Raw genomic sequence first — 26,471 nt, 5'->3', positions numbered from 1 at the left:
CTTATTAATGTCGGGACAAAATCACACCGTCGTTATTGTTATAACGTTCTGTTGCTTCCTTGACGACGTCACTTCCCCCTTTCTGCAGCCATTCCTCCACCACCTTCGGATAGTCGGAAATCGGCTTTTTTCCGTATACCATATTGATCACATGCGTCAATATAACTGGTGGCAATTTATCTCCACCTGGGGTGATGTCCGGGTTTTTCTGATAGCCTTTTACTTGCGGTTCAAATTGAATCCCGTCGCGTCCCTCATTCGCAAGTACTGTGTCGTAGAGCTTCATCAAATCTTTTCCTTCGGGTGTGAGACTAAGCGCACCTTTATTGTAGGTAGTATCCTGTACGAACCACAGCAGGATTTGACGGAACGTTTCTTCATCAACTTCATCAGCTGTTTTCGGTCTGTTATAGTTAATATTTCCGTTCTCTACAGTGTAGTTTTCCCCTTCAATTCCGAAGGTAAAAAACTTCTCCGCTTCGTCACTAACCATCCAGTTGAAAAACTTGACGATCCCGGCAGGGTCTTTCGCATTCTTGTTAATTAAATACGCTCGCGGCACCGTACCGACAAGACGAAGTCCCCCCTTACCGTCTGGCCCTGTGGGCGCGGCGATCAGCTTCATTTTACCAGTAGGCACCTGTTCTCTTAGCTGCTGATCCCATTGGATCAACAGGTTCGCATTCATGTTCCAGATGCCCGCCTTGCCTGCAAGAATATCGTTCTTAAATTTCGTGGGATTAATTGTGACGAATTCCTTGTTGATCAGTCCTTCGTCGAACATTGTCTTGTACGTTTGGATCGTCTTTTGCATATTTTCGATATTCATAAATTTCGGGACAATTTGATCCCCTTGTTTCATAAAGAAATTAGCAAAGGTATCGTAAGATCCGAAGAACATATCCGAATATACAAAGTCCTCCCGGCCCATATAAGGATTCTCCACACCCAGCTTCTTAAAAGCACGCATGACATTCAGGAAGTCATCTACTGTTTTAGGCTCTGGCAGCCCTGTTTGTTCCAAAAGATCCGCACGAATCCAAGTTGCCCGGCGTGACGGATTGGACAGCCATTCCGGAATCGCATAGATATTACCTTTCGCATCGGTCTCCTTCTCCCATGCCTCCTTCGGGACTTTCTTGAGAAGATCCTGCCCATACTGCTCAAGCAATTCATTTAGGGGCATGAATACTCCGGCCTCCACGGAACCTGCCAACTGAGGGTTCGTCAGCCCAGAGCTTGCTTGCACGACATCCGGAATGTCGTTGATCGCGAACATTTGAATCATTTGCGAATCAAAATTTTTCTGCTGCATCAAACGGATGTTAAGATCTGTATTTGTAAGTTCCTCCAGCTTTTTGACCCATTTGTCATCATTGATATTCGGATGATTGTCTGCATACGAAATGTTTCCGCTCCGGAACGATATGGAGAAAGCAGTGGTTTTTTCTGGACTCTCCCCCGCTTGCTCTTCTCCCCCCTTATTAGAAGAGGAACATCCATTCATAGAGACGGCTAATAATGAAACTCCCAACATGGTAAGCATCCAACGCTTCATTTCCATCAACTCCCTATTATAAAATTGGGGACACTTCGGTAGAATGACTAGAAGTTCGGAGGGGTTCGATCATGGGCCGCAACAGCTTGGCTAAATGCTCGCTCATTAGCGTGTGTCCATAATCGGAAGGATGAATAAGATCGGAGGTCAGCGAGGTTAGATCGCGCATGACTGATGCGCCATCCAGCAGATGTAGTTGTGGATGTTTATTGCTCTCACAGTAACGAAGCAGCACTTCGTTAAAAACCGTCTCTTGGACATAAAGAAGATGGCCTGTATCAAGAAAATACGTTGCACGATTCGGATAAATCGTAGTAACGAACACAGGTTTGTCAGGATGATTTTTGATAACCCGGTCCAGCATGTAAGACACTCTACGCTTGAATTCCTCGGGAGACACTACAGCACGCATATTGACACCAAGTTCCAGAAACAGAAAATCCCAATCCTCACGTTCAGCCAGATGATCGGCAACTACGTCCTCGCAATAACAAGATCCGCTAAGCGCAAGATTTAGCACATCCACACCAAGTCTGCGCCCTGTCTGCTGTAAGTAACCATTGAAATGATGCGTGGATCCCGCGCTCTGGCTGATGGAAGATCCATAGGCGAGCATCGTAAGCTTCGGTACCTCTTCCGGTCTAGGCGCACGTACTTCACAACCAAAAGCATCCACATCGTAGAAAACAGCTCCGAAACGATCAAAATGCAAACGCCATACGTTAGAGGAAAATCCAGACTGATTCAGCCGCTTACTTGATACCTCTGTAAAACGTTCCGGCTCCTCCAAGTGCAGAGTGGTTACCGTACCCGCCTGCAGAAAATGCTGAGAATGAAAAAAATCCCCTCTGCATACCACAACGCGGCCGTTACTATCATTCGATCCGACAGTGACCCTAACATGCTTGGATTCGGTGACAAACCGCAATTCACAGCCGTTCGATTGTATAGCTTTGGTTCTTCCTTTCTCTGACAAGCCATTGCGCACATGCTGCGGAAAACGCTGGAGATGCAATCCAGATTGATAGGGTTTATGAACCAGCTCCGAAACATTGTGAAAATAAACGCCTTCCTTTTCCATCTTTGCAGCTACACCACCTTAATAAAATCGAGTTCGTGTTAACTCATATCTGACTTCTATTGCATCATATAATAACAACAAAAGCATAGTCAACAAGTTTTTATGTTTATTATGAGTCATATATGAGTCAATTCTTGTGCAACAAACAAATACTTCAACATAACAAAAAGCACAGATTCAGAATTGAACCTGTGCCGGGATTTTCACATAAACTTTCAGTCCTCAAGAGTGCTGAGTCTCCTGATTTACCGCATTCAATATTTCCTCAAGTCTGCGGCATAACTCGTCGTTGTCCAGTAGACCTGAAACAAACATCATGATATCACGTTGAATCTCTTTCAACTGGAGGTTGCTTAAACCCAGCTCTGTAACCAGACGATAGGTAGGGAAGATCTCACGATAAAGCTGAAAACGGGCCGGACGATAACCCACTTCCTCACCTTCCCAATCCATCACCAAACGGTTGGCTGCAATATTCAGCGTCTTGCGCCTAATGATCAGTTGCGCCTCGTGTGAGGTGAGAAAATCAACGAGCAGCATGGATGCATCCTTGTTCTGTGATTTGCTGTTAACCGCCAGTCCATTTATAATCAGCAGCGTATCAGCATTTTGCAGCCGCGGCAATGGAGCAATATCGAATGCCAAATCGGATTGACGCAATTGATTCAAGAAGTAATAGGTCGTCATAATCATGGACACTTTACCTTGCAAGAACAAGGCTTCCGCATCCGCATCGCTCTCGGACAATACGGCTGGAAATACATCTTTCATGCCTATCAGCTTACGAATGGTTCCTAAACTGTCGAGTAGCTTTGAGCCACTGAACCGGAATTTGCCTTCGTCATCCTGCTCTGCCGCAAACGTCGTACCGCTCTGAAGCAGGAACAACGGCCACCGGTTACGAGAAGGCAAATAAAAATAAAAACCATACCAGTCATGACCTTCAGCTACCTTTCGACCATTAGCGAACAAATCGTCCCAGGTCCAGCTACTGTCTGGTGGTGATACGCCGGCTTCCTTAAAGTGCTGTTTATTATAACAAAGCACGACTGGAGAATAAATGAAGGGGCGAACGCGATTACGGTCACCATACCGGAACGGGTCGGTAAGAAAACGATACGTGTCCGGCTGTTCCTCCATCGGCTCCAGCAGCTCCGTACAGCCTTGCTCCAAAAAATCCTGATAATTGTTATTATTCATCAGTACGACATCCATGATTTCCGACTGCAAATATTCCTTCAAAGATGTCGAGTAGTTTCCTGAAGACAACTCGAGCGGCTGAACGTCGATATGCGGATAGCGTTTGCCGAACTCATTCAGTAGCTCTTGCATCTCTACAAGCTTGGGGATGGTGTTCACATATCCGAACTTGATCGTCGTTCTGCCTTCCTCTACCGGAGGAATTACCCGATTGCCAACACGCGGAATTTTCTCAATTAAGCCTTCATCCACCAGCACCTTAAGCCCGTTGCGCACAGAAGCGTTGCTAAGTCCGAAGCGCACCTCTAAGTCGCTTTCTGAAGGAAGATAACTGCCGATCGCTATACTTCCCGAATGAATTTCATGTCGCAAGGTTTGAATCATTTCCTCTAGCCTGATACGGAAAAATTTTCTGCTATTCCTTTTCTGCATTGGGTTTCCTCGCCATCTTCCGATTAATCGAGCCCATAGGGACAAGTTTATATAGTATTCATCATACTGAAATCCTTTGGGAACGACAAGTATCGGAGTCTGGCCCCATATAGCGTATGTTCTGCACCCACGGTGTCATACAGATCGGTCAATACACCGTAATCCTCTTAATACCCCATATAACTCTCCAAACCGGCTGGATCTATAATGAGCATTTGCTTGTTTCCGATTAGCTCAATAAGACCTGAATCTTCAAACCTTGAGAATTTTCTGCTAATAGTTTCGCGGGTGACCCCAACATAACTGGCCAGCTCTTCACGAGACAACGGAAGGTCAATATGAATATGAGTGCCACGCTGCTTACCATATTTGTCGCTGAGTTCCATGATCATATAAGCAATTCGTATTTCGGGATCTTTGGTCGCCAGGCTTTGCGCCAGATTTTCCGTATGGGCTAGTCTTTTGGTCACACTCTTCAGTAGTCTGAGCGAAATATCCGGATTATCCCTCATCAGCTGCTCCATATCCGTTCGGGTCAGCATGCAAATGTTAGTGTCTTTCAGAGCATAAGCACTGAAGTTACTCAGCTCATCGCTGTTAAAAATGCTCAGTTCTCCGAAAAAGTCTCCATTCGTCAAGATGTGCAAAATTTGTTCCTTGCCCTCAGGAGTTGTTTTGGATAATTTAACATGCCCTCGCTGAATAATGTACAGCGTATCTGACGGCGCCCCTTCCAGAATTAAAGGTTGACCTTTAGTAAACTTACGATGCTTGATCATAGCGCTGATCCGGGAGAGATCGTCATCGCTTAACGCAGCAAAAATAGGCACCTTGCGGGTACAAGGTTCAGCAGCGTATTGGCAAGAATACTCCTTCATAACTGTCCCCCCTGTTGTTCATTTTTTTGTACAACTCCTACTTTCCTTTAGGATACAGAAGTTTTTTTATCTTCAACCGGCGCAAAATGACTGGTATCTTCACCGCATACCGGACAGACCCAATCTTCAGGCAAATCTTCAAATGCAGTGCCTGCAACAACATCCTCATCGGGATCGCCTAATGCCGGATCATAGATATAACCACAGGGTAGACAAATGTATTTTTTCATCTTTATCATCTCCTAAAAAGTTAATAGTTTAGTTCAACCTGGTTTGTACTTCAGCCATAATCTCCTCGATGCTACTCCCGTTAACATCGATCCCCTCAAGGGAGATGCCAAACTCTACAGCGGTTTTATACCCAAGAGAAGCAGCTGCACCTTGCCAGGATATCGCACCGATCATTGTGTTATCTTTCACATAGATACGCGTATACGCCCCATTGTCATCTCCGCTTACCGCCGTATCGCAATACTGTTCATCCACGTTGCCTATCGAAAATAAAGAGATACCAAAGGCGGTAAACAAGGTAACCGGAACAGCTCTACGATACGCAGTCAGATTGGCAACCATATTACTGCCGGCAATCCGGCCCTGCTCAATCGCTCCGCCCCACAGTCCTTCCACATGCCCGTTAATTTCAGCCACATCTCCGGCTGCATACACATGCGGATCATTTGTTTGCATTTGTTCATTTACGATAATGCCCTGCCGGACTTGAATATTCGAGCCACTTACCAGTTCCGTATTCGGTACAATACCAATAGAGTAGACTACATGGTCACAGGAAAAATGAGATTGGTCGTGCAGCGTAATTCCGGTAACATACTCAGTTCCTGTTATAGACGCTACATCAGCTCGAAGAATAACCTTCACACCTGCTTGTTCAAGGTTCTCTTTAAGGAGCTGTGAGGATTTCTCATCAAGCTGTCTGCCCATCAACCGGTGAAAAGCTTCGATCACCGTTACCTGATATCCAGCTTCATGCAGCGCCCAAGCGGTTTCGATTCCCTGCACTCCCCCACCGATTACGGCTACATGGCTGCCATCCTGCAGGTTTTCTTTCAATCTGTCCGCGTCGTTCATATCCCGGAGGGTATGAACATTGTTCAGGGCGAAGCCCTCAAGGGAGAGTGCACGATTCTTCGCTCCCATACACAATAAAAGCTTATGATAAGAAACACTCTGCCCATCTTCTGTCACAACTATTTGCCGGTCCGGGTGGACAGAACGGATTCGGGTCGAGGTTTTTACGGAGATACGGTTATCGTGGTACCATTTTTCCTTTTTAATCAGCACCTTCTCACTGTGCAGGTCGGTAAACAGCCCTTTGGTCAGCTTAATCCGGTTATAGGGCAGTTGACTTTCCTCCCCGAGGATCGAAATTTCCGATTCTGCGTCTTGATCACGGATGGCTTTGGCGGCATGGACGGCGGCTACTCCTCCGCCAACAATAACGTAATGTTTTGTCATCCTATGTTCCTCCTCCCTAAAATGAACTCAGCAGCAAATCCGAAACAAATTCAGCCGCATTTTTAATTTTTTGAACTTTCTCTGGCTCTTTCGGGGAAAATCTGATTCGTACAGGGAACTCTACATGTGTCATCCCCGTGGTTTTAATAACCTCAGATGTGCTTTGCACCGTCATGTTTGTTCCATTCAGATAATCCTGAATGACTTCAATGGCTTCACCACTCCAGCCGTAGGAGCCAAAGGCTGCAGCAAGTTTACCTGCCAGATTCATATTGTGCAATTCTTTCAGAATGTTCTCCAGGTTCCCAATCATGTCCGCGTATTTAGTGGAGCTGCCAATAAAGACCGCGTCCGCTGACGTTATGCTGTTCAGAATATCAGCGGCACTACTTTTATCTGCATCCCAAATCTCGGTCTCTATATTATTTTCCTGCAAGCATTCCTGTATGATTTTGGCCATCTTCTTGGTACTATTTTTGATGGTGGTATATACGATGGTTGCCTTTTTTCCTTGCGTCGTTTCACGGCTCAATGTGGCGTACATCCCGATATATTTACGTATGTCCTTCCGGATCACAAACCCATGGGAAGGAGCGATCATCCGGATCTCAAGATCCTTAACAGCCTCTAACAGGGTTCTTACATATCTTCTGTGAGGATGAATAATTGCTGCGTAATAGCCCTCGAAATCTTCCGTAATATCAAACCCGGCTTCATCGCTGAATAGATTCTCCACCGCAACATGCGTGCTGAAAATATCACAAGGAAATAAGATTTGATCTTCGATACAATAGGTGATCATCGTTTCTGCGGTATGGAGATACGGTGTTTCTTTAAACAGCAGCGTTTTCCCGCCAATATCCAGCTTATCTCCGTCTTTAACCACCAGGAAGTTCCGGCTATGAAGCTTGTACATTTCCTGCAATTCGGGAACAGCAATCTCGGTGCATACGATCGTGGCATTTGCAGCCTTGGCAGCGAGAGCTGCCAGTCCACCAGAGTGATCAGGCTCTGTATGATTAATTACAATGTAATGGATATCTAGAAGATCAATCATTTCACCCAGACACTCGGCATATTCACGTCCGAATTCCATATCTACGGTATCAATGACAGTTGGCTTACCTGTTTTTAATAAATAAGAATTATAGGTAGTTCCTTTTGCCAGAATCAGGCGGTGAAATGGAACCTGGCGGTTATCAATTTTGCCTATCCAGTAAGTATCCTCGGCGATTTTTTTGAATGGTGTACTCATTTCTTTAACCTCCAATGTTTGATTGACAATGTTTATCAACAACCTTATTTTATTATGGCTGCCAAACAAAAAAGAGGATTTGAATCAAATTATAAAAGTTTGAAAAAAATGAATACCTTAAATTTAGACGATCTAAATAAAGTGATTATGCGTTGAGTCACATTTTAAATAAAAAGCCACACAAATGTTTGCACTTCGCCTTAAAGAAAGAATAACCCCTAACAACTTTATGCCATATCCTAATGAAAATAATAAAAAGGTGGATATCCATGACTGAAATACAAATAGCTGCTGTGGGAGATCTAATGGTCAAACGTTATATTATTTCGGATGCTAAACAGCCTGACGGAACCTATTTGTTCAGCCCCCTGTTTGCAAAAGTAGCTCCTTATCTGAAACAGGCTGATTTGACGATTGGCAATCTCGAAACCACCTTTGCTGGAAGCGGCCCCGAATGCCGGAAAAGCCCCCGATCAGGCGGTCCGATATTCAAATGTCCAGACGAACTGGCCCCTGCACTTAAGGAAGCCGGATTCGACGTATTAGTAACGGCCAACAATCATTGCATGGATTATGGTGCCCCGGGTCTGGTTCGGACGTTACGAGTTCTGGACCGTAATGGAATCGACCACACGGGAACAGCTAAATCATTAGAAGAATCCAAGAGAACGCTTATTAAAAACGTCAAAGGAATTGCGATTGGCATCCTCTCCTACACAGCAGGAACCAACCGAATTCCTGTACCAGTGAGTAAGCCATGGCTGGTTAACCGGATATCTACGCCCAAGATTATTCGGGAGATTCGAGATTTAAAAAAGAAAGTCGATCTAGTCTTGCTTTATCTGCATTTCGGAAGCGAATATCGTTACACTCCAAACAAGAGGCAAAAAGAGCTGGTCAATCTCTTCTTTAAAAATGGCGCCGACATCATACTGGGGTCTCACCCACATGTTCTTCAACCGTTAGCGCTTCGTGGAAAAAAACAATTCGTTATTTACTCATTGGGGAATTTTGTTTCGACTAAACTAATGAATATTCCTTATACACAAAGCGGTATCATTCTTACGCTTAAAATAAAGAAGGATGAAAAAGGACACACGAGTATAACTAACGTAGGTTACATCCCGACTTGTGTAGATCGAAGAATAAAAAGCGGCAGGAAAATTACAGAGATCATCCCCATCCGCGACGCATTAAAGAGAAGCGACACCGACATAAAAACAGAGCGGCGAAATCTCATGAATCGAATGTTGAAACATACGACAACAATCTTAAAGAGGGAATAGAGTCGTTACAGAAAAATAACGTTCCGCGGAATTTACCGCGGAACGTTATAGATTTAGACCTCAAAACTGTGTTTGGGTTTAGCGTAAACGATCAGGCATCATTAATTTAAGGAATTCTAGAATACCATTCTCTACTACGAGTTCTTCTCTATCTTGATCAGCAAGTACTCTTCTGATGATATCTTCTTTACCCTCCAGCACTTTACTTGTCCAATGAGGATCAATGATAAGAGACCGTCCTACTGCTACTAATTCAGCATTTGTCAACGTGTCCTCTGCGTCCTGTTTGGTACGGATATCTCCTACCCCAATTAAAGGTACACGGCCATTGATTTTCTCATGTACATATTGCAGGATTGATTTTTCTTTAAAATCTTCTGATGCAGATAATCCAGCTTTTTATCAGCTAATTTATCAATAAGATAAAAGGTATCGGTGATTTTAATTCCAGGCTCTTCATATTCTTCTGGAGAAAAACGATACCCGACAATAAAATCCTTAACCTTTGAATTGTCAACGACAGCAATAACTGCATCCACTAATTGGTTAATGAAATTAAATCTTTTCTCTAAGCTTCCGCCCCATTGATCTTCACGACGGTTGGAGTGTGGAGAGAAGAATTGTTGGATTAAATATGTGTTTGCTCCATGAATTTCTACCCCGTCAAATCCAGCTTGAATAGCACGTTGAGTCGCTTTTTTAAAATCCTCAATTACACCGAAAATTTCATTTTCTGTTAATGCTCTTGGAATTTCTGCATTCGGACGTTCGGCAGCAATGGCGCTGGAGGAAACGGGTTGTACGCCACGCAATATTTTTGAATCTGTCATTCTTCCTGCATGGAATAGCTGTAAAATAGCTTTTGTTCCATTTCGTTTAATAGTAGATGCTAATCGGCTAAGGCTAGGAATAAATTCATCGGAGGAAACACTAAGTTCACCTTCCCATCCTTTTCCACCCTCTTGTACATTTGCTGCCGCAGTGATGACCGCACCTACTTCGCCCGTTCTTAGCGAATAGTATTTCAATTCATCTTGTGTTACTACACCGTCATAAAAGCTCATTCGTGTGGTCATTGGAGCCATAACCACTCGGTTTTTTAATGTCAGCCCTCTGCGAAAAGTTAATGCTGTGTCTAGTGCTATCATCTTTTTCCCAACTTTCATTAAATTATATTTAGATAAATTATTATATACATGCGCATACATATAAATTACAGCAATGATTTATTCTTGTTAACTAATAAAGAACTGCTGTTGGATACAACAAAAAGCGCTGTTCCGCTGAACAGCGCTTTTCGCTCGTTATGAATCGTCCTTATTATTCTAGTTCGGCCGGTTTTACAATGGCTGCACCTTTATTATTTTTGGAATATTTAGCTTCGATTTTCGTGGTGTATGTATCTTTGGCTCCATCACTTACCAGCACATAACTCAGATCGACTGTCAGCTTTTCCGTTTGCCAGGTCTTAGTATTGACGAATAATTTCCACGTTACGCTTTTGGGTTGAACTGTCTCTCCATCCCAGAGGTTCTCCTGGTCATAGAGTTTGATTATCCCCTTAGCTGCTGTCGGATCGGTTACCGTGAATTGTAAGACTGTTTGTGCGCCAGCAGTGCTGACTTTCATGGATTTTTTATAACTTTTGACCGAATCAAGCATGGAAACAGGATCGTATTGGCCTTTGGAGTAAAAGGCATCCCATTCCGTTTTCTCCAGTCCAAGCCAATATTGTGCATCAGGATCGATTGGCTCCCCGTCATCGTCGTAACCTTCATCTTCAGATTCATCGATCAGTTCACTTCCGTCTACAAGATAGTAAAACTCCTTGTCATTGGCATATAGACTGTACGATGTTTCTAAAAGACTACTAGCGACAGTGCCTGCTGCGGCAAAATTCGGCAGACGGTTGATATCCAGCTTCAGAGTGTTGGTGTTGCTGATACGCACCCCGCCGCTTTGAATATCCTGTTTTTTGGTCACATCCAGATGGAAATTCTTTATTGCTTTGGAGGCTGCCGTTACTTTGCTGATCATCTGATCCGCGGTTACTACTGTTGAGGTAGCTGCTGACACTACTCCTGGATTAGACATCCATCCGATCGTTCCGGACAGCAATAAAGCACCTACTGCCAAACTAGTACCTATTGTTTTGAAAAAACTGTTCATGTACTTCCCCTTTCGGCCCCTTGCGATAATGTAACGCCGTATAGGTCGAAATAATAAAAGAGCTCAAAATAGACTACATATTCTTAGAGCTATCCTTTATGCTTCATAAGACATCCCTATGGCGGCCTGGCGATCATTTCCTTCTGTCGAAAGGCTTTAGACCCATGGCTTTGTGTCATCATCTTTCGATGATTTTACCTTTAACGCGGACATTCAATTAGTTTTAATAGATTACGGACGCATGTCCCACCGCTAATTTTATCATGGTTATAATTACCTGTAAACGACTTATCTTCTATTCGAATTCGCTATGATACTCAGAAGAAATACTACAATCAAAATGAAAAATGAACGATTACATACGCTTATAAGTCTTATTAATGAGAACAGCAAAGACAGGGGGTGCAGCAAAATGAGTGACCGGGAAATTTTCGAGCTCTATAAAGAACAAGTATATTATTTTTGTTACTACTTAATGAAAAATCAGGCAGATGCGGAGGATATTTCCCAAGAGGTATTTGTAAAAGTTATCTTAGCGGATAAGTCGAAGGTAAGAAACTTGAAAGCTTGGATTTTACGAATTGCTTCGAATGAGTGCAACAGTGTGATCAAAAGGCGTAAGACGGGGTGGATGAAAGAAGTACGTAATTATTTACTATCCAGGTCTGAGGAATCAAACCCTGTAGAAAAACGTTTGGATCGACAGGAAACTAAAAAAGAATTACAAGGGTTATACCGTCAGCTTCCTGACAAAATCAGAATGGTAGTAGTCCTTCGTTTTATAAACGAATTGACTGTACCCGAGATCTCTAAAGTTATGAGCATACCCGAAGGAACTGTAAAATCCAGACTGAACAAGGGACTTGAAATACTAAATAGAATGGGTGGAACCCAACTAAAGGAGCTGAATAGTAATGAGTCTGTATATTGAAAAAGATAAACATATTCCCCGACCGGATTATGATTTGATGTGGACTGCCATAGAACAAGAAGCTTATAAACGTCAAAGAAATCTGCATGCCTCCCAGAATACTCCTAGGTCTAATAAAAAGGTTATTCCTATCAGTATTGTCTTCTCTTGCCTCTTACTTGTAGCCATTCCTGTATTCGCTAGTATGACGATTAATTGGGATAAAATTGGTGGTCGAAGTGTGAGCAATGCATTAAATAACGGCATCGGTCAACAGTATAATCTTCAAACTTCCAGTTCAGGAGTAACAATGAATTTGAACGGTGTTGTAACTGATGGAGAAAAAATGAAAATGCTGTTATCACTTGATACTAAATCTGATCTATCCCAATATACTGGATTTGCTACAGAGGAAAACATCATGACTAATGAATCCGGTGCCAAGGCAAAGGTATACGGTTATTTAGAATACGATCCTGAAAGCCAGAAACTCATTGGAGTATATGAGACACCTGATACATTAAAGGATGATAAAAAGGACTACAGGTTTGAAGCACGGAATCTCATTTTTTACCGTGATCAGAATATTCCCTTACAATCTAATCATCAAGCAGGGGATACTATCGATACTGGAGTTAAGCAATATCCAAGCATTCAAATCGAATCCGTTCGACATGTTTCCAATCAAACCATTATCCGTTACAAAGTCGCTGCATCACCATCTGACTTAGGACGGGGTAATCCACATTTGGTAGTTAGTACTGGTGGTCAAAAGAATGAAGCAATTCCAACCATCATGCCTAACGAAGGATCGGATTTATTTATTGAACAGGTTTTCAATATAACTGAATCAGATTGGAAGGAAGCTAGTCTTCATTTTAGTTACATTGAAGAAGCGAAACGATTTTCAGGTACGTGGAAGTTCGATTTTAAAGCAGATGGACAAAAAGCAAGTGAGGCGATTTACACTAAGAAACTGTATAACAGTCCTGAATTTCAAGAAAAGACCGGCATAACCTTAGATCAGCTAGTGGTTACCCCTTTAGATATCCAAATTCTAATAGATGAAAATGATTCGCTTAAAAAAGGAATTGTCCACTATAATACCGCTCAGTTGGTTATAGGTGATCAAACAATCACTGGGGGTTGGAATTTGAAGGGAGATCATTCCGAAGGCTACCAGCATTTATTTCAATTCGAATCTCCGGAATGGTATAACGACTGGTCCGATGTTCCAATGAAACTTATATTAAAGGATGCTGTCATTGAGAAACGTGATACTACTAAGAATTGGATCACTATAAACAAACCTAAAGAAGAAAAGCAGTTCACTTCACTTGATGTCGATGGGTTAAAAATTGAATTCACTTACTATACTGAGGGCGAAAATTTGATTGTCGAATCAACATCCAAATCTTCTGGCTTCAAAAGCGTTAACCAAACTACGTTACGGATTAATGGCAAAGAAGTGGTGCCTGAAATTACACCTAAGGGCATGATATCTACAGGAACTAATATTGATAGCTACAAAGATATCCCTTTCGACGAAAAAATCGAACTGAACCCTGGTATCTATAAATATAGCGATCCTAGCCGGAACGAGGAAATTAAACTTTAATAAAGGAAGTTAATCTATGTCCCGCCCTTTCTAGTTAATCCTAAGGGCGGGTTATTTATGGATAAAATCATTTCTGTTTATGTATCTCTTTTATTTCCTTCACAACAAAAAAAGCATAGAACGGACTCAAGTCCGCTTTATGCTTTCCATTATTAAGATAAACAATATTTAACCAGCGCATCTCGCACACCATGCTCGTTGTTAGACCCCGTGACAGCATTCGCTGCCGCTTTGACCTCAACCGGAGAATTATCCATCGCAACGCCCATACCCGCGTATGTAAGCATAGAAATATCATTAAAATAATTACCGATCGAAAGAACTTCCTCTTGCGGAATTCCCAGCTTCACAGCCAGATTCTTTAAGGCGTTGCCCTTGGAGGCTTCCGGATGCATCAAATCAACGAAAAATTCACCACTGCGCAAAATATTGTACTCATGGGTCCAAGTACGCCATTCACGTTCAGCTTCGTCAAGGATTTCTGATTGTGTAAATACAGTAAACTTAACAACCGGTTCACGGAAATCTTCCCATGCTGGCAGTGTAACCGGCACGATACGGAAGTGTTCATACATATAATTGGCTTCTTTGGTCAGGTTTTCTACATTATCTACATACATATCAAAAGCCGTATTCACATCATAATGAATATCATGCTTTCTACAATAATCAATATAAGGGTCAAGACCACGAGCATCCATACCGTATTGATGCAGCACTTCCCGATCTTTCACACGAACCGTAGCAGCTCCATTATGACCCAGCACATAACCAGACAGCCCCATTTCCTCCATAAAAGGAATCGAGTTCTGCGGACTGCGGCCGGTACATAACACGATCTGCCCGCCAAGACGCGTAACTTCAGCAATGGCTTCTTTATTCTCAGTGCTCAAGTGGTGATCATCATTCAACAGTGTACCATCTACATCTAGTGCAATCAGTTTGTATCTCATACTCCCACCATCCTTGTCTTTCTTTTTCTATATATATTGAACCTGGCTATTTGAGTTAAGTTTCAGTCGCAACTGCGGTTAATATTTGGACTTCCAGCCGCTGTTGTTTCCAGATTTCTTGATTTATACCGTTTACTAGTGGTTGAAATCCGGAAACAAAGGCGGTCGCTATCGCTTTTACAGTTCCAAATTTCCCCTCCGCCACTCCATTCCCTAATCCCAAGTTTCCAAATTCAATTTACATACCATTTTTTCTCTATATTATTGTTCTAATGCTTCTGTACTTAAGAGTGCCAGTTCCTCTAGCGTAAGTTCACGACTAGCTCCCAGTGGCAGGCTTTCGTCCAGCTTCAATTCTCCCATAGATACTCGTTTCAGAAAAGTGACTTTTTTGCCGACAGCTTGGAACATTCGCTTCACCTGGTGAAACTTTCCTTCTGTGATGATCAGCGAAATATGTGAGATTACTTTACTGCCGCGTTCTCTTCCCAATATAGTTAGCTGTGCAGGTAAAGTAACATATCCATCTTCCAGCTCGACACCTGCCGCAAAAGCCGCTACATCGTCTGCATCTACGTCTCCCTCAACTGTTGCTTCATACGTCTTAGGGACATGCTTGCGTGGCGATAGTAGCTCGTGAGCAAGCTTTCCATCATTGGTGAGCAGAAGCAGCCCTACTGTGTCCTTATCTAACCTTCCTACAGGAAAAGGTTCAAACTGTACATATTCCTGCTTTAAAAGATCCAGAACGGTCCGATCCCGCTTGTCCTCTGTTGCCGACAGAACTCCCGATGGCTTATTCATCATAAGATAAATAAATTCACGATAGGTAACAAGCTCGCCGCCAACCACAATTTTATCGTGATAAGGGTCTACATGAAATCCACTATCCTTGACGACTGCACCATTCACGGTAATTAAACCTTGCTTGGCTTGTTTACGAATATCGCTGCGTGATCCTACCCCCATATGGGACAATACTTTATCTAAACGCTGCTTTTTTGCAGTTTTCCCTGATAGGCTCATTCTTACATCCACCTCCAGCCTGCGGGATATTCATTCTTGAGCACACCGTCCTGCCACTTCCCCCAGCCTGCACTATAACCATCTATGCAGACCAGTACGTATCCTTTTTGGGTAGTTCCTATTTTAATAGAGAGACGTTCTTGACTAATCAACAATGTCTCTCCTTTAAGATAGGAAATAGCTTCATTACTCGTACTGGAAAGTGAGACACTTCGGCAGCTCTCTTCAGGGTGTAACGCGGTAGCCATTGGATGTCCTGGGATAAATCTGCCGTTACGGACATGTCCTACATACCATCCTGGACGAATCGCCTTTAATCCATTTAATCTTTCCTTAGGTAGTGGGGAGATGTACAGATGATCACCGAAGAAAATCGGATACCCTTTTGGCTCCCAGCCAAGCTGGTCTTTTATAAAATCTCCATATGCAGCCAAGGCTTGCTCTTCTCCTGAACCTTGACGGCCACGTTCAGCGCCAGCAGCAGATTTATTAGAGAACTTACCTTCTTTCCCTCGTCTGGCTTCTGGTTTGTTTGCGGATTTAATATGAGCAGTGCCTTTTTTATTCGTATTCCGTGTAACTGCACTCAACTTAACTTCGGCTTGATCACGTTCCTCTGCAGATACCTTTGGCCCCACATGTTGCAGCACAGCCATGAAATGTCCTTCACCTTTTACTTTATGCGGCCATAGTCTTGCTGTCCCTGATAGTTCTCCAAAACCAGGAGCAAATGAGCCAGTGCCTCCAACTGTAATCACCGAAAACTGTGGATGTTCAGAAATAAACTCCGCTATAATTTCTTCATTTTCTTCTGTAGCAAATGTACAGGTGGAATAGACAAGTGTACCTCCCGGTGCCAACGCTGTTGCAGCAGAACGTAAAATATCCCGCTGCATGGCAGCATATTTGGCAGGTGTACCTGAATCCCACTGCTTCACCATGTCTTCATCTTTACGGAACATCCCTTCACCTGAGCAAGGAGCATCAATCAAGATTTTGTCAAAATAAAGCGGGAATGCCGCTGCAATATGATCTGGACTTTCGTTTAGTACGATACCGTTGCGCACCCCATATAGCTCTAGATTTTTGGCTAAGGCTTTCGTGCGTTCTGGATGAAGATCATTGGTAACCAACAAGCCTTCTCCTGAGAGCTTGGCAGAAATCTGTGTGGATTTGCCCCCAGGTGCAGCGCATAAATCAAGGACACGATCTCCTGGCTGTACATCAAGCAGTTCCACAGGTGCCATAGCGCTTGGCTCTTGAATGTAATACAATCCCGCGTGATAATGTGGATGTTTACCTGGTCTGGCCCCATCCTCTGTATAGAATCCGGTTGGACACCACGGAATGGGTTCCAGCTCTAAAGTGGAAAGAGCTTGCAATTTCTCCACTGAAATTTTCAAGGTATTAACACGAACGCCTCCGTTAGGGGTCTCCTTGTACGAATCCGCAAATTGATTATAATCCGTTCCCAGCAAGTCCATCATACGCTCGCTGAAAGAACTGGGCAGTTGTGCCGCCATGATGCCGTCCTCCTGATAGTACTGCTAAAATTTAGGTGTTTAAAGATTCAAGGAACACCCTTACGGGTGTTCCTTTGGCAATACTCATTTATAGAGGATCATTATTTACGATGAGAAGAGGTCGGTCTTTGAGGACCTCGTCGTTGAGGATTATTCGGTGTGATCACCTCAGCCGCAGAGTTCACTTCATACGCTAGACCTTGATCAATGATTTCTATAGTCAGATCATAATAAGAAAATGGCTGCTGCTCACACGACTCCATGCGGCGAACATAATCCTTCACTTCCACCACTAGCTTAGCCAAATTAATGCCGAGTGTCACTGCTGAATATTCTTCCAGCTTGGCAGCAGCCCCGCTTAGCATAATCGTTGCACCACGCATATTATTATTGCGGCAATGGTACAACCCAACAGCTACTTGGAGAAGTGCTTTGTACAATGGGTCGCGTTGCTTGGCAAGCCATAGCTCTTCGAGCACCTCGTGACATTCGAAATAATCCCGGTCACGATTAAAGTACACTAGATACGCCAAGTACAACGGATCATAAGCCATCCGGCAAACTATCCTTTTTAGCTGCGGAGAGAAGTCCCCGTACATGATCCAGAAGCTCCTTCATCGCTTCCATGTCCTGAGCTTGCCATATTTCGTTAAATCGAGCCTGAGTATCTATAGCCTCATTCACCAAATGATAGAAATACAATTGATGAATAGATTTGAGAATTTGAGTCGTCATATTCGAGTTTTCCTCGAAGGTCTTTTGCGCTTCCAGGATTTCATCACGAATACTGGACATTTCGCTGTCCAAGATGGAGGCTGCTTCAGCTGCGGTTTTCAGGCGCACTCGCATTTCATCCGGCAAGCTTTCCCGATATTTATAATTCAGAGAGTGCTCTATGGTTGCCCAGAAATTCATAGCTAGTGTACGAATTTGGATCTCTGCGAGCACTATTTTTTGTCCCAGAGCTGTCTGCACAGGATATTTAATAATCATATGAAAGCTGCGATACCCGCTCTCTTTATAATTGGTGATGTAATCCTTCTCATACAGGACTTCAAGATCCTTACGAGCCCGGATATATTCGGCCACTCTGCGGATATCCTCCACGAACTGGCACATAATCCGGATCCCGGCTATATCTTCAATGCCTGTCTCCAGATCCTCCATCTTCACATTCAGGCGCTTAGCCTTCTCCAAAATGCTTGACAGCCGCTTTACACGACCAGTTACGAATTCAATCGGCGTGTATTCCTCTCTTTTCTTCAACTCCGAACGCATTGTTTTGAATTTAACTTTCAATTCTTCCACAGTCTGTTCATATGGAAGCAAAAAAGTTCCCCAGTCCCTGCCGTCCATCGCCTTCGTCCTCCTGTCCTTTCGACTCCTTCAATCAGTGATGATCAGCACCCACTGCTTCAGAGATATGACTGAATCCGTCCCGCCGTAAGAGCTGCCGTAATCCGGCATGCAGCCTGCGGTTAACCTCCGGTCCTTCGTAGATGAGTGCTGTATAAATTTCGACCAGACTTGCGCCTGCTCTTATCTTGTCATACGCATCCTGACTGGTGAATATGCCCCCTGAACCTATGATCGGCATCTTCCCTTCAGTCTGGCGATAAATCCTACGAATGATTTCCGTTGACCGGTCACGAAGTGGCTTACCGCTTAATCCACCTGTCTCATTAGCCTTTTCATGACTAAGTCCATCCCGGTTCAATGTAGTATTCGTAGCAATAATACCATCCATACCAGCTTCTGTCAGTGATTGAACCATATACTCCAACTCAGAGTCACTTACATCTGGAGCAATCTTAACCAACAAGCTCTTATTCAGGCCTGTGGCTTTACGCTGAATCTCCATTTCTTCCTTTACTTGAGCCAGCAGGAACGCTAATTCACTGCCATGCTGGAGACTGCGCAACCCCGGTGTATTTGGTGAGCTGATATTGACCACAAAAAAATCACCGTACGGATAAAGCGTACGGATACACTGACGATAATCTTCATGAGCCGCTTCATTACTAGTTATTTTATTCCGTCCAATATTTACTGCTATTGGAACTCTGCGATTTTTTATTTTTTTTAGACGCTCTGCCATAGCGTCAGCCCCTTCGTTATTGAAGCCCATACGATTGATCAGAGCTTCATCAGAGGGAAGACGGAACAAACGCGGGCTATCATTTCCCGGTTGACCCTTAGGGGTAACCGTCCCCACTTCCATAAATCCGAATCCGATCGAAGAGAATCCAGAAACGGCCTCGGCATTCTTATCCAAGCCTGCTGCCAGTCCAACTGGAGTCGGAAAATGTATGCCAAACAGATCAACTGCTAAATCTGCCGTTTCAGGAACGCCATACATTAAACGCAATGCCGCGCTTCCCCCTGGAACTGATGATGATTTATCCAATCCACCTATGACGAGATGGTGAGCCTTCTCAGGGTCCAGCTTAAAGAAAATTGGTTTACCAAAATTACGATACAACACCGTTCTCGCTCCTTAAGGGGTACTTCACTAATCCACGTGTCTACCCGATTCTGTAGGTTTCTTCTTAATTTTAGCCTTTTCTTGAACAAAAGAAAAGCATTTTACCCTGTAAGTGTGCAGAGAGCTTAACCCAAAGTATAGTAATTTTCTTGTAAACGCATTACAATATAGGGGTAATCAGCGATTAAGAGAGAAAGAAGGTATGCTGGATGTCAACTAAACGTAAACCACCAACTTTGCAGCAAAAGAAAGAAGAAGTTAATCGTAAAGCGCTAATGTGGATCGGCGTAAGTTTAACTTTACTAATTCTTCTCATCATCGTTCTGTTTATAGTTGCCGGGAACTAATTCAGCCAGTGGTATACTTTGTGGGGGTTGGTCTGATCATACGGAGCAGCAGGGTTGAAGCGTTTCGCCGGCAGCAGCTGCTTGTCAGGCAGAACCCCTTTACTAATCACCACTTTTGTTCCTTTTGGAATCATAGCGAATAGTTCTTCCACATCTTCTCGACTCATCCGAATACAGCCAAGGGATTCATCCTTGCCGACACTTTCTGGCTCATTGGTGCCATGAATAGCATAATTACTATCTGAAAGTTGTAGTCCGCGGCTTCCGAACTCCCCATTATCATGACCGTTTGGATTGACCACTTTATCTGTAATGATGAAGTTGCCTTCCGGAGTCTTGTCTCCCCCAAGCCCTACCTCATAATTTCGTAGAATAACAGAGCCGCTGACTACTGCCAAGCGGTGTTTTTGTTTATCCACAATCACTCTAAGCGGCTGGTCAAAAAAAGGAACGCCCTTTCCACTACTTCCACTCTCGCTTAACGCCGTCGGTATGCCCATTCCCGCCTCAGCAATTGAGCTTGAAGGTTCACTCGCAACTTCTGGTGTACCCAGTGCCTTAGCAGTTGCTATTTCCTTAAGAGATTTGAACTCACGCTTCATAACTGGTGTCATCCCGCCAATCCAATTTTCCGGAAAAGATCTGGTCAATTCCGCCAAAGAAGCCGGAAGCTTGCCTTTATGATTCTGATAAGACCTCATTGCACTCCATAATGTAGCTAGCTCCTCTTGAGCCCCCTGCCACTTAGCTGCATCCACCGTAAGTTCCTCTTGCTCTGGCGGTTCGCATGCACATGCCGCTGGATCATAGGATTGGTATACCAACCGTCCGTTCCCATTCTTCTGCAGTGTGGAATTAAGCGGAAGCTTCTCTTTCCACAGCAGCCACTTCCCTTCCCGCTCCATGCCCAAAATAGCAGCTTGAAACGGTTCCTCGCGCATTAGCATAGTTGCCATCAGTTTCCCTGACGAAGCCGAAGCTCCACTCTCTTGCGCTGTATACATCATTTTTCGTGCCTCTAGAACGGGTGCCTTCTCAACATCTTTTTGATCAAGCGGATCTTTAACTTCAGAAGCAACCGTGTCTTGGACCATTTCCTGATCTTCCGCAATATCTAGACCCGGAGCCACAGCCGATGGCACCATAACCAGTAATAGAAGCATCAGCCCAAGCATAATGTAGCGGAATCTTTGCTGCCTTCGGTCCCGCTGGCGGCTTGCCTGAAGCAGCCCTTCCTCATATTCCCGTAGCGTTTCCGCAGGCACCTTACTATGCTCGAAAGCTTCATATACTTCTCCAGCCTGATTGAAGCAATAGTTAGCTTTCCCCTGTTGACCGTTCTTATAGTATTCCTTACCCAGCAAGTACCATGCCATCTTATTGTCTGGATGCATCTGTACATATGCTTTGAGGTGCTGAGAATTTTTCATCGGAACCTCCGAAATTTTATAATTCCTTCCTACATTAATATCGGTCAGACATCGCAAAAAAGACATCCCTAGCTGAACAAAAGTTCGCAGGAGATGTCTTTATGTTGTGCTAGAAGTTACAAAATCCCGGCTAATTAGCCCTCTTTGTTAAAAGGCTCATCCGCAATTTTAATAGAGTCGGTTGGGCATCCATCACAAGAATCCTGGAGATCATCAAACAAATCATCCGGAATCGCTGTGATGCCGTGGTTTCCGTCATTTTCATAAATAACTTCTGCCAAACCTTCGTCATCGTAATCAAAAATATCAGGAGCCGTTGCGCCACATGCACCGCAAGCGATACAAGTGTCTTTTTCGACCCAAGTGTACTTAGCCATTTTATCTCTGCCTCCCGTTGAACAATACAGCGCTGTTGTACCAGCGTCTTATATTTTCTCATATTAATATAAAAAGAATACAATTTCAATTGATTTTCAATACGTTTGCATTTCTGACGCATTCTACGGCATCTATTTTGACATGTCGTAGAATGTTCTTGTTACTCTTTATCAGACTCGACAGATAGAAGATTATCCTTTTGCAACGAAGTGCCACGTTCTTTATGATTGCGGAGCCTTGCAGAGTGAGAATCGCTTAACATCCCGGCGGTCAACACTGCATTTTCACCGAATTTATTACGTAGCATGTCCATAGTCTTGTTAAGAGATTCTTTCTTAGGCTGACGTTCGTAATCGAACAAATCAAGCTGAATGGCGGAATCCTCTTTAGCAATCAAGCCCTGCAGAGTCACACCCAGCAGCCGCACAGGCTTCTCCCCATTCCAATGACGAACATATAGATCGCAGACGGACTTGTAGATATCCTCCCCACTCTCCGAAGGAGCCTCTAGCTGACGCGAACGGGTTATGGTCTTCATATCGGGTGTCCGAATGGTCAGCTGCACCCCTGAGGCAACAAGACCTTGCTTACGCAAGCGCCGGGCTACCTGATCACTTAAATTCAACAAAATCGGTCGTACCTCAGCTAGACCTATGACATCCCGCGGCAATGTTGTGGTGTGTCCAATCGACTTACTCTGCTCCCGCTCAGGGTTAACGATCCCATGATCAATACCGTTGCCAGCACGCTTTAGCCATGAGCCCATAACTCCGAAATTCTCAACCAGCATATTTTCATCAGCCGCTGCTAATTGACCAATACTGTAAATGCCCAGTTTGCGGAGCTTTTCTGCTGTTTTTCCACCAATGCCGAACATTTCGTTACAGGGCTTGTCCCATAAAATCTTAGGCACATCCCGCAGCCGCAGCACCGAAATGCCGTTTGGCTTTTTTAAATCGGAAGCCATCTTCGCAAGCAGCTTATTGGGAGCGATCCCCACTGAGCATGGCAAGCCCAATTCTTCCATTATACGGCGCTGAATCGTCTCCGCTATTTCCATGGGTGTACCGAATTGTCTGGAGCCAGTTATATCAAGGTAACATTCATCGATGGACACTGCTTCCAGTAACGGAGTATAGCTATATGCAATCTGCATAAAAGCATTAGAATATTTGCGGTATAAATGGAAGTCCGGTTTAATAACGATAAGCGATGGACAAATACGAAGCGCCTTCTGAACCTGCATTCCCGTCGAAATCCCCATTCTGCGGGCGACGTAGGAACAAGTTACTATGATCCCTTTCCGCAATTCAACACTACCCGCAACCGCAGTAGCTTTGCCTCTATATTGGTCAGGGTCCTCTGCCTCATGCACAGAGCAGTAAAAAGCATTCATATCGACATGCAGGATAACCCTGCCACTCGTTGGATAATACTGATCAACATTCTGCACAATATCTACCTTCTTATCCTCAGGTTTTCTATTGTCCAATTTAGAATAACTCTCCGCTGCGGTTAGGTCAACTTAAGAGGCTGTAAAGTTCTTTGTTACATTCCCGCGTAAAAATGCTATAATATATAAATTCATTTCCCTATAAGGAGGACTCTCATGTCTAAGTCCATCTCCATCTTCGATACTACATTACGCGACGGCACCCAAGGTGAAGGCATCAGTCTGTCGGCTGACGACAAGCTGAAGATTGCCAAGAAACTCGATGATCTGGGTGTGCACTATATTGAAGGTGGCATCCCGGGAAGCAACAATAAAGACATTGAATTTTTCAAAAGAGTCAAGGAGCTTCATCTGAACGCCAAAATTACAGCGTTCGGCAGCACTCGGCGGAAGAATTCCTTGGCCGAAAACGATGACAATTTAAAACGTATGATTGACGCAGGGGTTCCTGCTGCTACACTCGTCGGAAAATCTTGGGATTTCCATGTACACACTGCATTACAGACTACGCTTGAGGAGAATCTCGCCATGATCGGCGACTCCATATCCTACTTGAAACGCCAAGGCCTTGAAGTAATTTTTGATGCCGAGCATTTCTTCGACGGATACAAGAATAATCCTGAATATGCAGCAGCTGTTCTGTCCAAAGCCCGGGAAGCCGGAGCAGATTGGCTTGTAATGTGCGATACCAACGGTGGGACCTTACCTTACGAAATTCATGAGATTGTTACCGCTCTAAATCAACAATTGCCCGGAGCCAATCTCGGAATTCACACTCACAATGACTGTGAGCTAGCGGTTGCCAATGCACTTAGCGCCATCGGAGCTGGAGCACGGCAAGTACAAGGTACCATTAATGGTTACGGTGAACGGTGTGGCAACGCCAACCTATGTTCTATTATTCCTACACTACAGATCAAAATGGGTTATCACTGTATTCCAGGCGATTCATTGTCACAGCTTACCAACACTGCCCGCTACATTAGTGAAGTTGCCAATGTTAATCTGCCGGTAAATCAGCCTTATGTCGGAAATGCAGCTTTCGCACACAAAGGTGGAATCCATGTCTCCGCCATCATGCGTGATTCACGGACCTATGAGCATATTGCTCCTGAGCTTGTCGGGAACAAGCAGCGTGTGCTGGTCTCCGAACTGGCTGGACAGAGCAATGTACTCTCCAAAGCGCAGGATATGGGTTTAAATCTGGATCCAAGCAGCGAGCAGGCTCGCCGGGTGATCGAGAAGATCAAAACGATGGAACATCAAGGTTATCAGTTTGAAGGTGCCGATGCCTCACTGGAGCTACTCCTTCGGGAAGCTACTGGCGAGATGAATGAAACCTTTACCTTTGAATCCTTCAAGATGTTAGTTGAGAAAACCGCAGAACATCCAGTAGTATCTGAAGCGTTCGTGAAGCTGAAAGTTGGCAGTGAGAATCTTTATACCGCTGCTGAAGGTAACGGTCCAGTCAACGCACTCGATAACGCGCTTCGTAAAGCATTACAGACCTATTTCCCACAATTAAAGGAAATGCATCTATCCGACTATAAAGTCCGTGTAATAGATGAACAGGATCAGACTGCAGCGAAGGTAAGGGTATTGATTGAATCCAAGAACTTCACAGACACTTGGAGTACGGTTGGTGTCTCCAGTAACGTAATTGAAGCCAGCTGGGAGGCACTTGTTGACAGTATGCGCTACGCGCTTCTAAATGAGCTCTCTTTGGAGAATGAGAAGACGACCAGCAATGAACCTAGAGGCCTGGTCAATCATTAATTGATCACTTATAGAATTTTGTAAGACAAAAAAGAAGCTTCCCAAAAGTAGAATTCTACTTATAGGGCAGCTTCTTTTTTATTAAATAGGCTGTGTAACGGACTATTGCTTTAGCCCATAGACTTTGGGTGGTGGGCGGTGAGCAATGGGCAGTGTGCGGTGCGGGATGCGCGGGGTGCGGGTGCGGTAGAGTAATTAGGGAAAAACTCCCTGAAAATAGCCAATATTCGCTATAAATGATCAGAAACAGGGGATTCCTCCCTAATTATCAAATCAATGACCCGAGATCTCAAAATAATAGGGAGAAATTCCCCAATTGTTCTAACGAGGCTTCCTTCGGGGTTCCAGCCATTTCTGCTCCACTGTATAGTGAAATTAATGCTTGGGGTCAACTAAAGCAAATCGCGGCTGACCAAAAACGCAGATCAGCGATCCTCCAAAAAGAAGAATCGCTGATCTGTAGTCTTTTGCTGTTTGGAGAAAAAAGCAGATCTGGCTCCACATGGGACAGCCTGCTTCATGATTCGGTAAGCTTGATTATTTTCTCCTCCAACTCTTCAGGGCTAAGAATACCTAGAATAATCTCAGAGATCACTCCATTCTTATCAATAAGCACATTGGTGGGAAAAACAGCTCCATTATATTTGCTGTACACCTCATCTTTTACATCAAACATAACCGGAAACACAAGACCGTATTTCTTGATAAAACGTTCAGCATTGGGTTTATAATCCTGACTGCTCACATTAATACCGTAAATATCTAGAACATCCTTATACTTAGTGGCCATGGTATTAAGTTCAGGAGCTTCCTGCTGGCAGGGATCACACCATGAAGCCCAGAAATTAAGGATTACCGCTTTATCTCTGGGGCCATCAACAACATAGGTAGTCCCATCTGTTCCCTGAAGTGAAAACGAAGGTGCACGCAGTCCAGCCTTAGGTCCGCTCTTCATCGGCAGCTCATTTTGCTGCGCAAGCACAGCTTCTGCTTTTGGCTCACGATTATGCCACACCGCAAACACAGCAACACATACAACTATGAGTAATACTGTTATATTTAATTTATTACTTGCTTTCATAGTCATCTGTTCCTTTACGATTGGAATAGTTTTCTACTATTGTACCCTCAATAGGTTAAATTTCAAACCATCCATTTTTTACACAATAATATATACTTTTATAATAAAAAAAGAGGGTTTCGTCTGCGACGAAACCCTAATGAAGAGAGAGGGGTGAAC

Annotated in this window: 25 protein-coding genes and 1 riboswitch; of the genes, 5 read left to right on the top strand and 20 right to left on the bottom strand. The window is 43.9% G+C overall.

Going from position 1 to position 26,471, the window contains the following annotated elements; translation table 11 throughout:
* Nucleotides 1-4: 4 nt before the first annotated feature.
* The 7 genes from MHI51_RS10960 to MHI51_RS10930 form a co-directional block, all read right to left on the bottom strand.
* On the bottom strand, nt 5-1,558 hold the full coding sequence (locus MHI51_RS10960) for an extracellular solute-binding protein (protein ID WP_405173858.1): 1,554 nt from the start codon (nt 1,556-1,558) through the stop codon (nt 5-7).
* Nucleotides 1,559-1,574: 16 nt separating this feature from the next.
* The gene (locus MHI51_RS10955) at nt 1,575-2,639 is read right to left on the bottom strand and encodes an SGNH/GDSL hydrolase family protein (RefSeq protein WP_341001999.1); all 1,065 of its coding nucleotides are present in this window, start codon (nt 2,637-2,639) and stop codon (nt 1,575-1,577) included.
* A gap of 222 nt (nt 2,640-2,861) precedes the next feature.
* Complete coding sequence (locus tag MHI51_RS10950; RefSeq protein ID WP_076277945.1) at nt 2,862-4,271, bottom strand: extracellular solute-binding protein; 1,410 nt, start codon at nt 4,269-4,271, stop codon at nt 2,862-2,864.
* A gap of 167 nt (nt 4,272-4,438) precedes the next feature.
* Nucleotides 4,439-5,149 (bottom strand): Crp/Fnr family transcriptional regulator, encoded by a 711-nt coding sequence (locus MHI51_RS10945; protein WP_051491610.1) that lies wholly within the window; start codon nt 5,147-5,149, stop codon nt 4,439-4,441.
* Between the two features lie 47 nt (nt 5,150-5,196).
* A complete protein-coding gene (gene rd / locus MHI51_RS10940; protein ID WP_076130123.1) occupies nt 5,197-5,379 on the bottom strand; it encodes a rubredoxin in 183 nt (60 codons plus the stop codon).
* A gap of 28 nt (nt 5,380-5,407) precedes the next feature.
* Nucleotides 5,408-6,622 carry an NAD(P)/FAD-dependent oxidoreductase gene (locus MHI51_RS10935; protein ID WP_076218074.1) on the bottom strand — a complete coding sequence of 405 codons (1,215 nt, stop codon included), beginning with the start codon at nt 6,620-6,622 and terminating at the stop codon, nt 5,408-5,410.
* 16 nt (nt 6,623-6,638) lie between these two features.
* The gene (locus MHI51_RS10930) at nt 6,639-7,877 is read right to left on the bottom strand and encodes an FprA family A-type flavoprotein (RefSeq protein ID WP_405173857.1); all 1,239 of its coding nucleotides are present in this window, start codon (nt 7,875-7,877) and stop codon (nt 6,639-6,641) included.
* 269 nt (nt 7,878-8,146) lie between these two features.
* On the opposite strand from MHI51_RS10930, the gene MHI51_RS10925 reads away from it, so the two are divergent.
* Nucleotides 8,147-9,163 carry a CapA family protein gene (locus MHI51_RS10925; RefSeq protein WP_076277947.1) on the top strand — a complete coding sequence of 339 codons (1,017 nt, stop codon included), beginning with the start codon at nt 8,147-8,149 and terminating at the stop codon, nt 9,161-9,163.
* Between the two features lie 78 nt (nt 9,164-9,241).
* On the opposite strand, the gene MHI51_RS10920 is transcribed toward MHI51_RS10925, so the two are convergent.
* The 3 genes from MHI51_RS10920 to MHI51_RS10910 form a co-directional block, all read right to left on the bottom strand.
* Entirely contained in the window at nt 9,242-9,460 is a 219-nt protein-coding gene (locus MHI51_RS10920) for a hypothetical protein (protein WP_405174054.1), read from the bottom strand.
* Nucleotides 9,461-9,474: 14 nt separating this feature from the next.
* Nucleotides 9,475-10,371, bottom strand: a complete 897-nt coding sequence (locus tag MHI51_RS10915) for an NADH-dependent flavin oxidoreductase (RefSeq protein WP_405173856.1) — start codon at nt 10,369-10,371, stop codon at nt 9,475-9,477.
* Between the two features lie 112 nt (nt 10,372-10,483).
* On the bottom strand, nt 10,484-11,332 hold the full coding sequence (locus MHI51_RS10910; RefSeq protein ID WP_076186691.1) for a DUF6612 family protein: 849 nt from the start codon (nt 11,330-11,332) through the stop codon (nt 10,484-10,486).
* A gap of 117 nt (nt 11,333-11,449) precedes the next feature.
* Nucleotides 11,450-11,541, bottom strand: a riboswitch (cyclic di-GMP riboswitch).
* 203 nt (nt 11,542-11,744) lie between these two features.
* On the opposite strand from MHI51_RS10910, the gene MHI51_RS10905 reads away from it, so the two are divergent.
* Both MHI51_RS10905 and MHI51_RS10900 read left to right on the top strand, forming a co-directional pair.
* Nucleotides 11,745-12,263, top strand: a complete 519-nt coding sequence (locus MHI51_RS10905) for an RNA polymerase sigma factor (RefSeq protein WP_076218070.1) — start codon at nt 11,745-11,747, stop codon at nt 12,261-12,263.
* Nucleotides 12,247-13,860: a DUF4179 domain-containing protein gene (locus MHI51_RS10900; RefSeq protein WP_076218069.1), complete on the top strand. Its 1,614-nt coding sequence runs from the start codon at nt 12,247-12,249 to the stop codon at nt 13,858-13,860. Before MHI51_RS10905 ends, MHI51_RS10900 begins: the two co-directional genes overlap by 17 nt.
* A gap of 152 nt (nt 13,861-14,012) precedes the next feature.
* Here the strand turns inward: MHI51_RS10900 and MHI51_RS10895 are convergent, their stop codons facing one another.
* The 6 genes from MHI51_RS10895 to MHI51_RS10870 form a co-directional block, all read right to left on the bottom strand.
* On the bottom strand, nt 14,013-14,813 hold the full coding sequence (locus tag MHI51_RS10895) for a Cof-type HAD-IIB family hydrolase (RefSeq protein WP_405173855.1): 801 nt from the start codon (nt 14,811-14,813) through the stop codon (nt 14,013-14,015).
* 261 nt (nt 14,814-15,074) lie between these two features.
* The gene (locus tag MHI51_RS10890; protein ID WP_405173854.1) at nt 15,075-15,839 is read right to left on the bottom strand and encodes a pseudouridine synthase; all 765 of its coding nucleotides are present in this window, start codon (nt 15,837-15,839) and stop codon (nt 15,075-15,077) included.
* Between the two features lie 2 nt (nt 15,840-15,841).
* Nucleotides 15,842-17,362 (bottom strand): RsmB/NOP family class I SAM-dependent RNA methyltransferase, encoded by a 1,521-nt coding sequence (locus MHI51_RS10885; protein WP_076140926.1) that lies wholly within the window; start codon nt 17,360-17,362, stop codon nt 15,842-15,844.
* Nucleotides 17,363-17,463: 101 nt separating this feature from the next.
* Nucleotides 17,464-17,916, bottom strand: a complete 453-nt coding sequence (locus MHI51_RS10880; protein ID WP_405173853.1) for a DUF309 domain-containing protein — start codon at nt 17,914-17,916, stop codon at nt 17,464-17,466.
* Nucleotides 17,906-18,718: a GTP pyrophosphokinase family protein gene (locus MHI51_RS10875; protein ID WP_036689325.1), complete on the bottom strand. Its 813-nt coding sequence runs from the start codon at nt 18,716-18,718 to the stop codon at nt 17,906-17,908. Before MHI51_RS10875 ends, MHI51_RS10880 begins: the two co-directional genes overlap by 11 nt.
* A 34-nt stretch (nt 18,719-18,752) precedes the next feature.
* Nucleotides 18,753-19,847, bottom strand: a complete 1,095-nt coding sequence (locus tag MHI51_RS10870; protein ID WP_076218067.1) for a quinone-dependent dihydroorotate dehydrogenase — start codon at nt 19,845-19,847, stop codon at nt 18,753-18,755.
* Between the two features lie 209 nt (nt 19,848-20,056).
* Between MHI51_RS10870 and MHI51_RS10865 the strand changes: the two genes are divergently transcribed.
* The gene (locus MHI51_RS10865; RefSeq protein ID WP_167348489.1) at nt 20,057-20,194 is read left to right on the top strand and encodes a hypothetical protein; all 138 of its coding nucleotides are present in this window, start codon (nt 20,057-20,059) and stop codon (nt 20,192-20,194) included.
* Here the strand turns inward: MHI51_RS10865 and MHI51_RS10860 are convergent.
* From MHI51_RS10860 to MHI51_RS10850, 3 genes are all read right to left on the bottom strand, one after another.
* Complete coding sequence (locus MHI51_RS10860; RefSeq protein ID WP_405173852.1) at nt 20,191-21,624, bottom strand: L,D-transpeptidase; 1,434 nt, start codon at nt 21,622-21,624, stop codon at nt 20,191-20,193. The genes MHI51_RS10865 and MHI51_RS10860 overlap by 4 nt on opposite strands.
* Before the next feature lie 134 nt (nt 21,625-21,758).
* The gene (locus MHI51_RS10855) at nt 21,759-22,001 is read right to left on the bottom strand and encodes a ferredoxin (protein WP_036689316.1); all 243 of its coding nucleotides are present in this window, start codon (nt 21,999-22,001) and stop codon (nt 21,759-21,761) included.
* A 161-nt stretch (nt 22,002-22,162) separates the two neighbouring features.
* A complete protein-coding gene (locus MHI51_RS10850; protein ID WP_282579938.1) occupies nt 22,163-23,494 on the bottom strand; it encodes a DNA polymerase IV in 1,332 nt (443 codons plus the stop codon).
* 117 nt (nt 23,495-23,611) lie between these two features.
* Between MHI51_RS10850 and cimA the strand changes: the two genes are divergently transcribed.
* Nucleotides 23,612-25,231 carry a citramalate synthase gene (gene cimA / locus MHI51_RS10845; protein ID WP_036689313.1) on the top strand — a complete coding sequence of 540 codons (1,620 nt, stop codon included), beginning with the start codon at nt 23,612-23,614 and terminating at the stop codon, nt 25,229-25,231.
* A 517-nt stretch (nt 25,232-25,748) separates the two neighbouring features.
* On the opposite strand, the gene MHI51_RS10840 is transcribed toward cimA, so the two are convergent.
* The gene (locus MHI51_RS10840) at nt 25,749-26,312 is read right to left on the bottom strand and encodes a TlpA disulfide reductase family protein (RefSeq protein ID WP_076220683.1); all 564 of its coding nucleotides are present in this window, start codon (nt 26,310-26,312) and stop codon (nt 25,749-25,751) included.
* Between the last annotated feature and the right edge of the window lie 159 nt (nt 26,313-26,471).

The organism is Paenibacillus sp. FSL H8-0260 (assembly GCF_045040625.1).
Taxonomy (GTDB): domain Bacteria; phylum Bacillota; class Bacilli; order Paenibacillales; family Paenibacillaceae; genus Paenibacillus_AQ; species Paenibacillus_AQ odorifer.
This window is presented reverse-complemented; position numbering and strand designations above follow the sequence as displayed.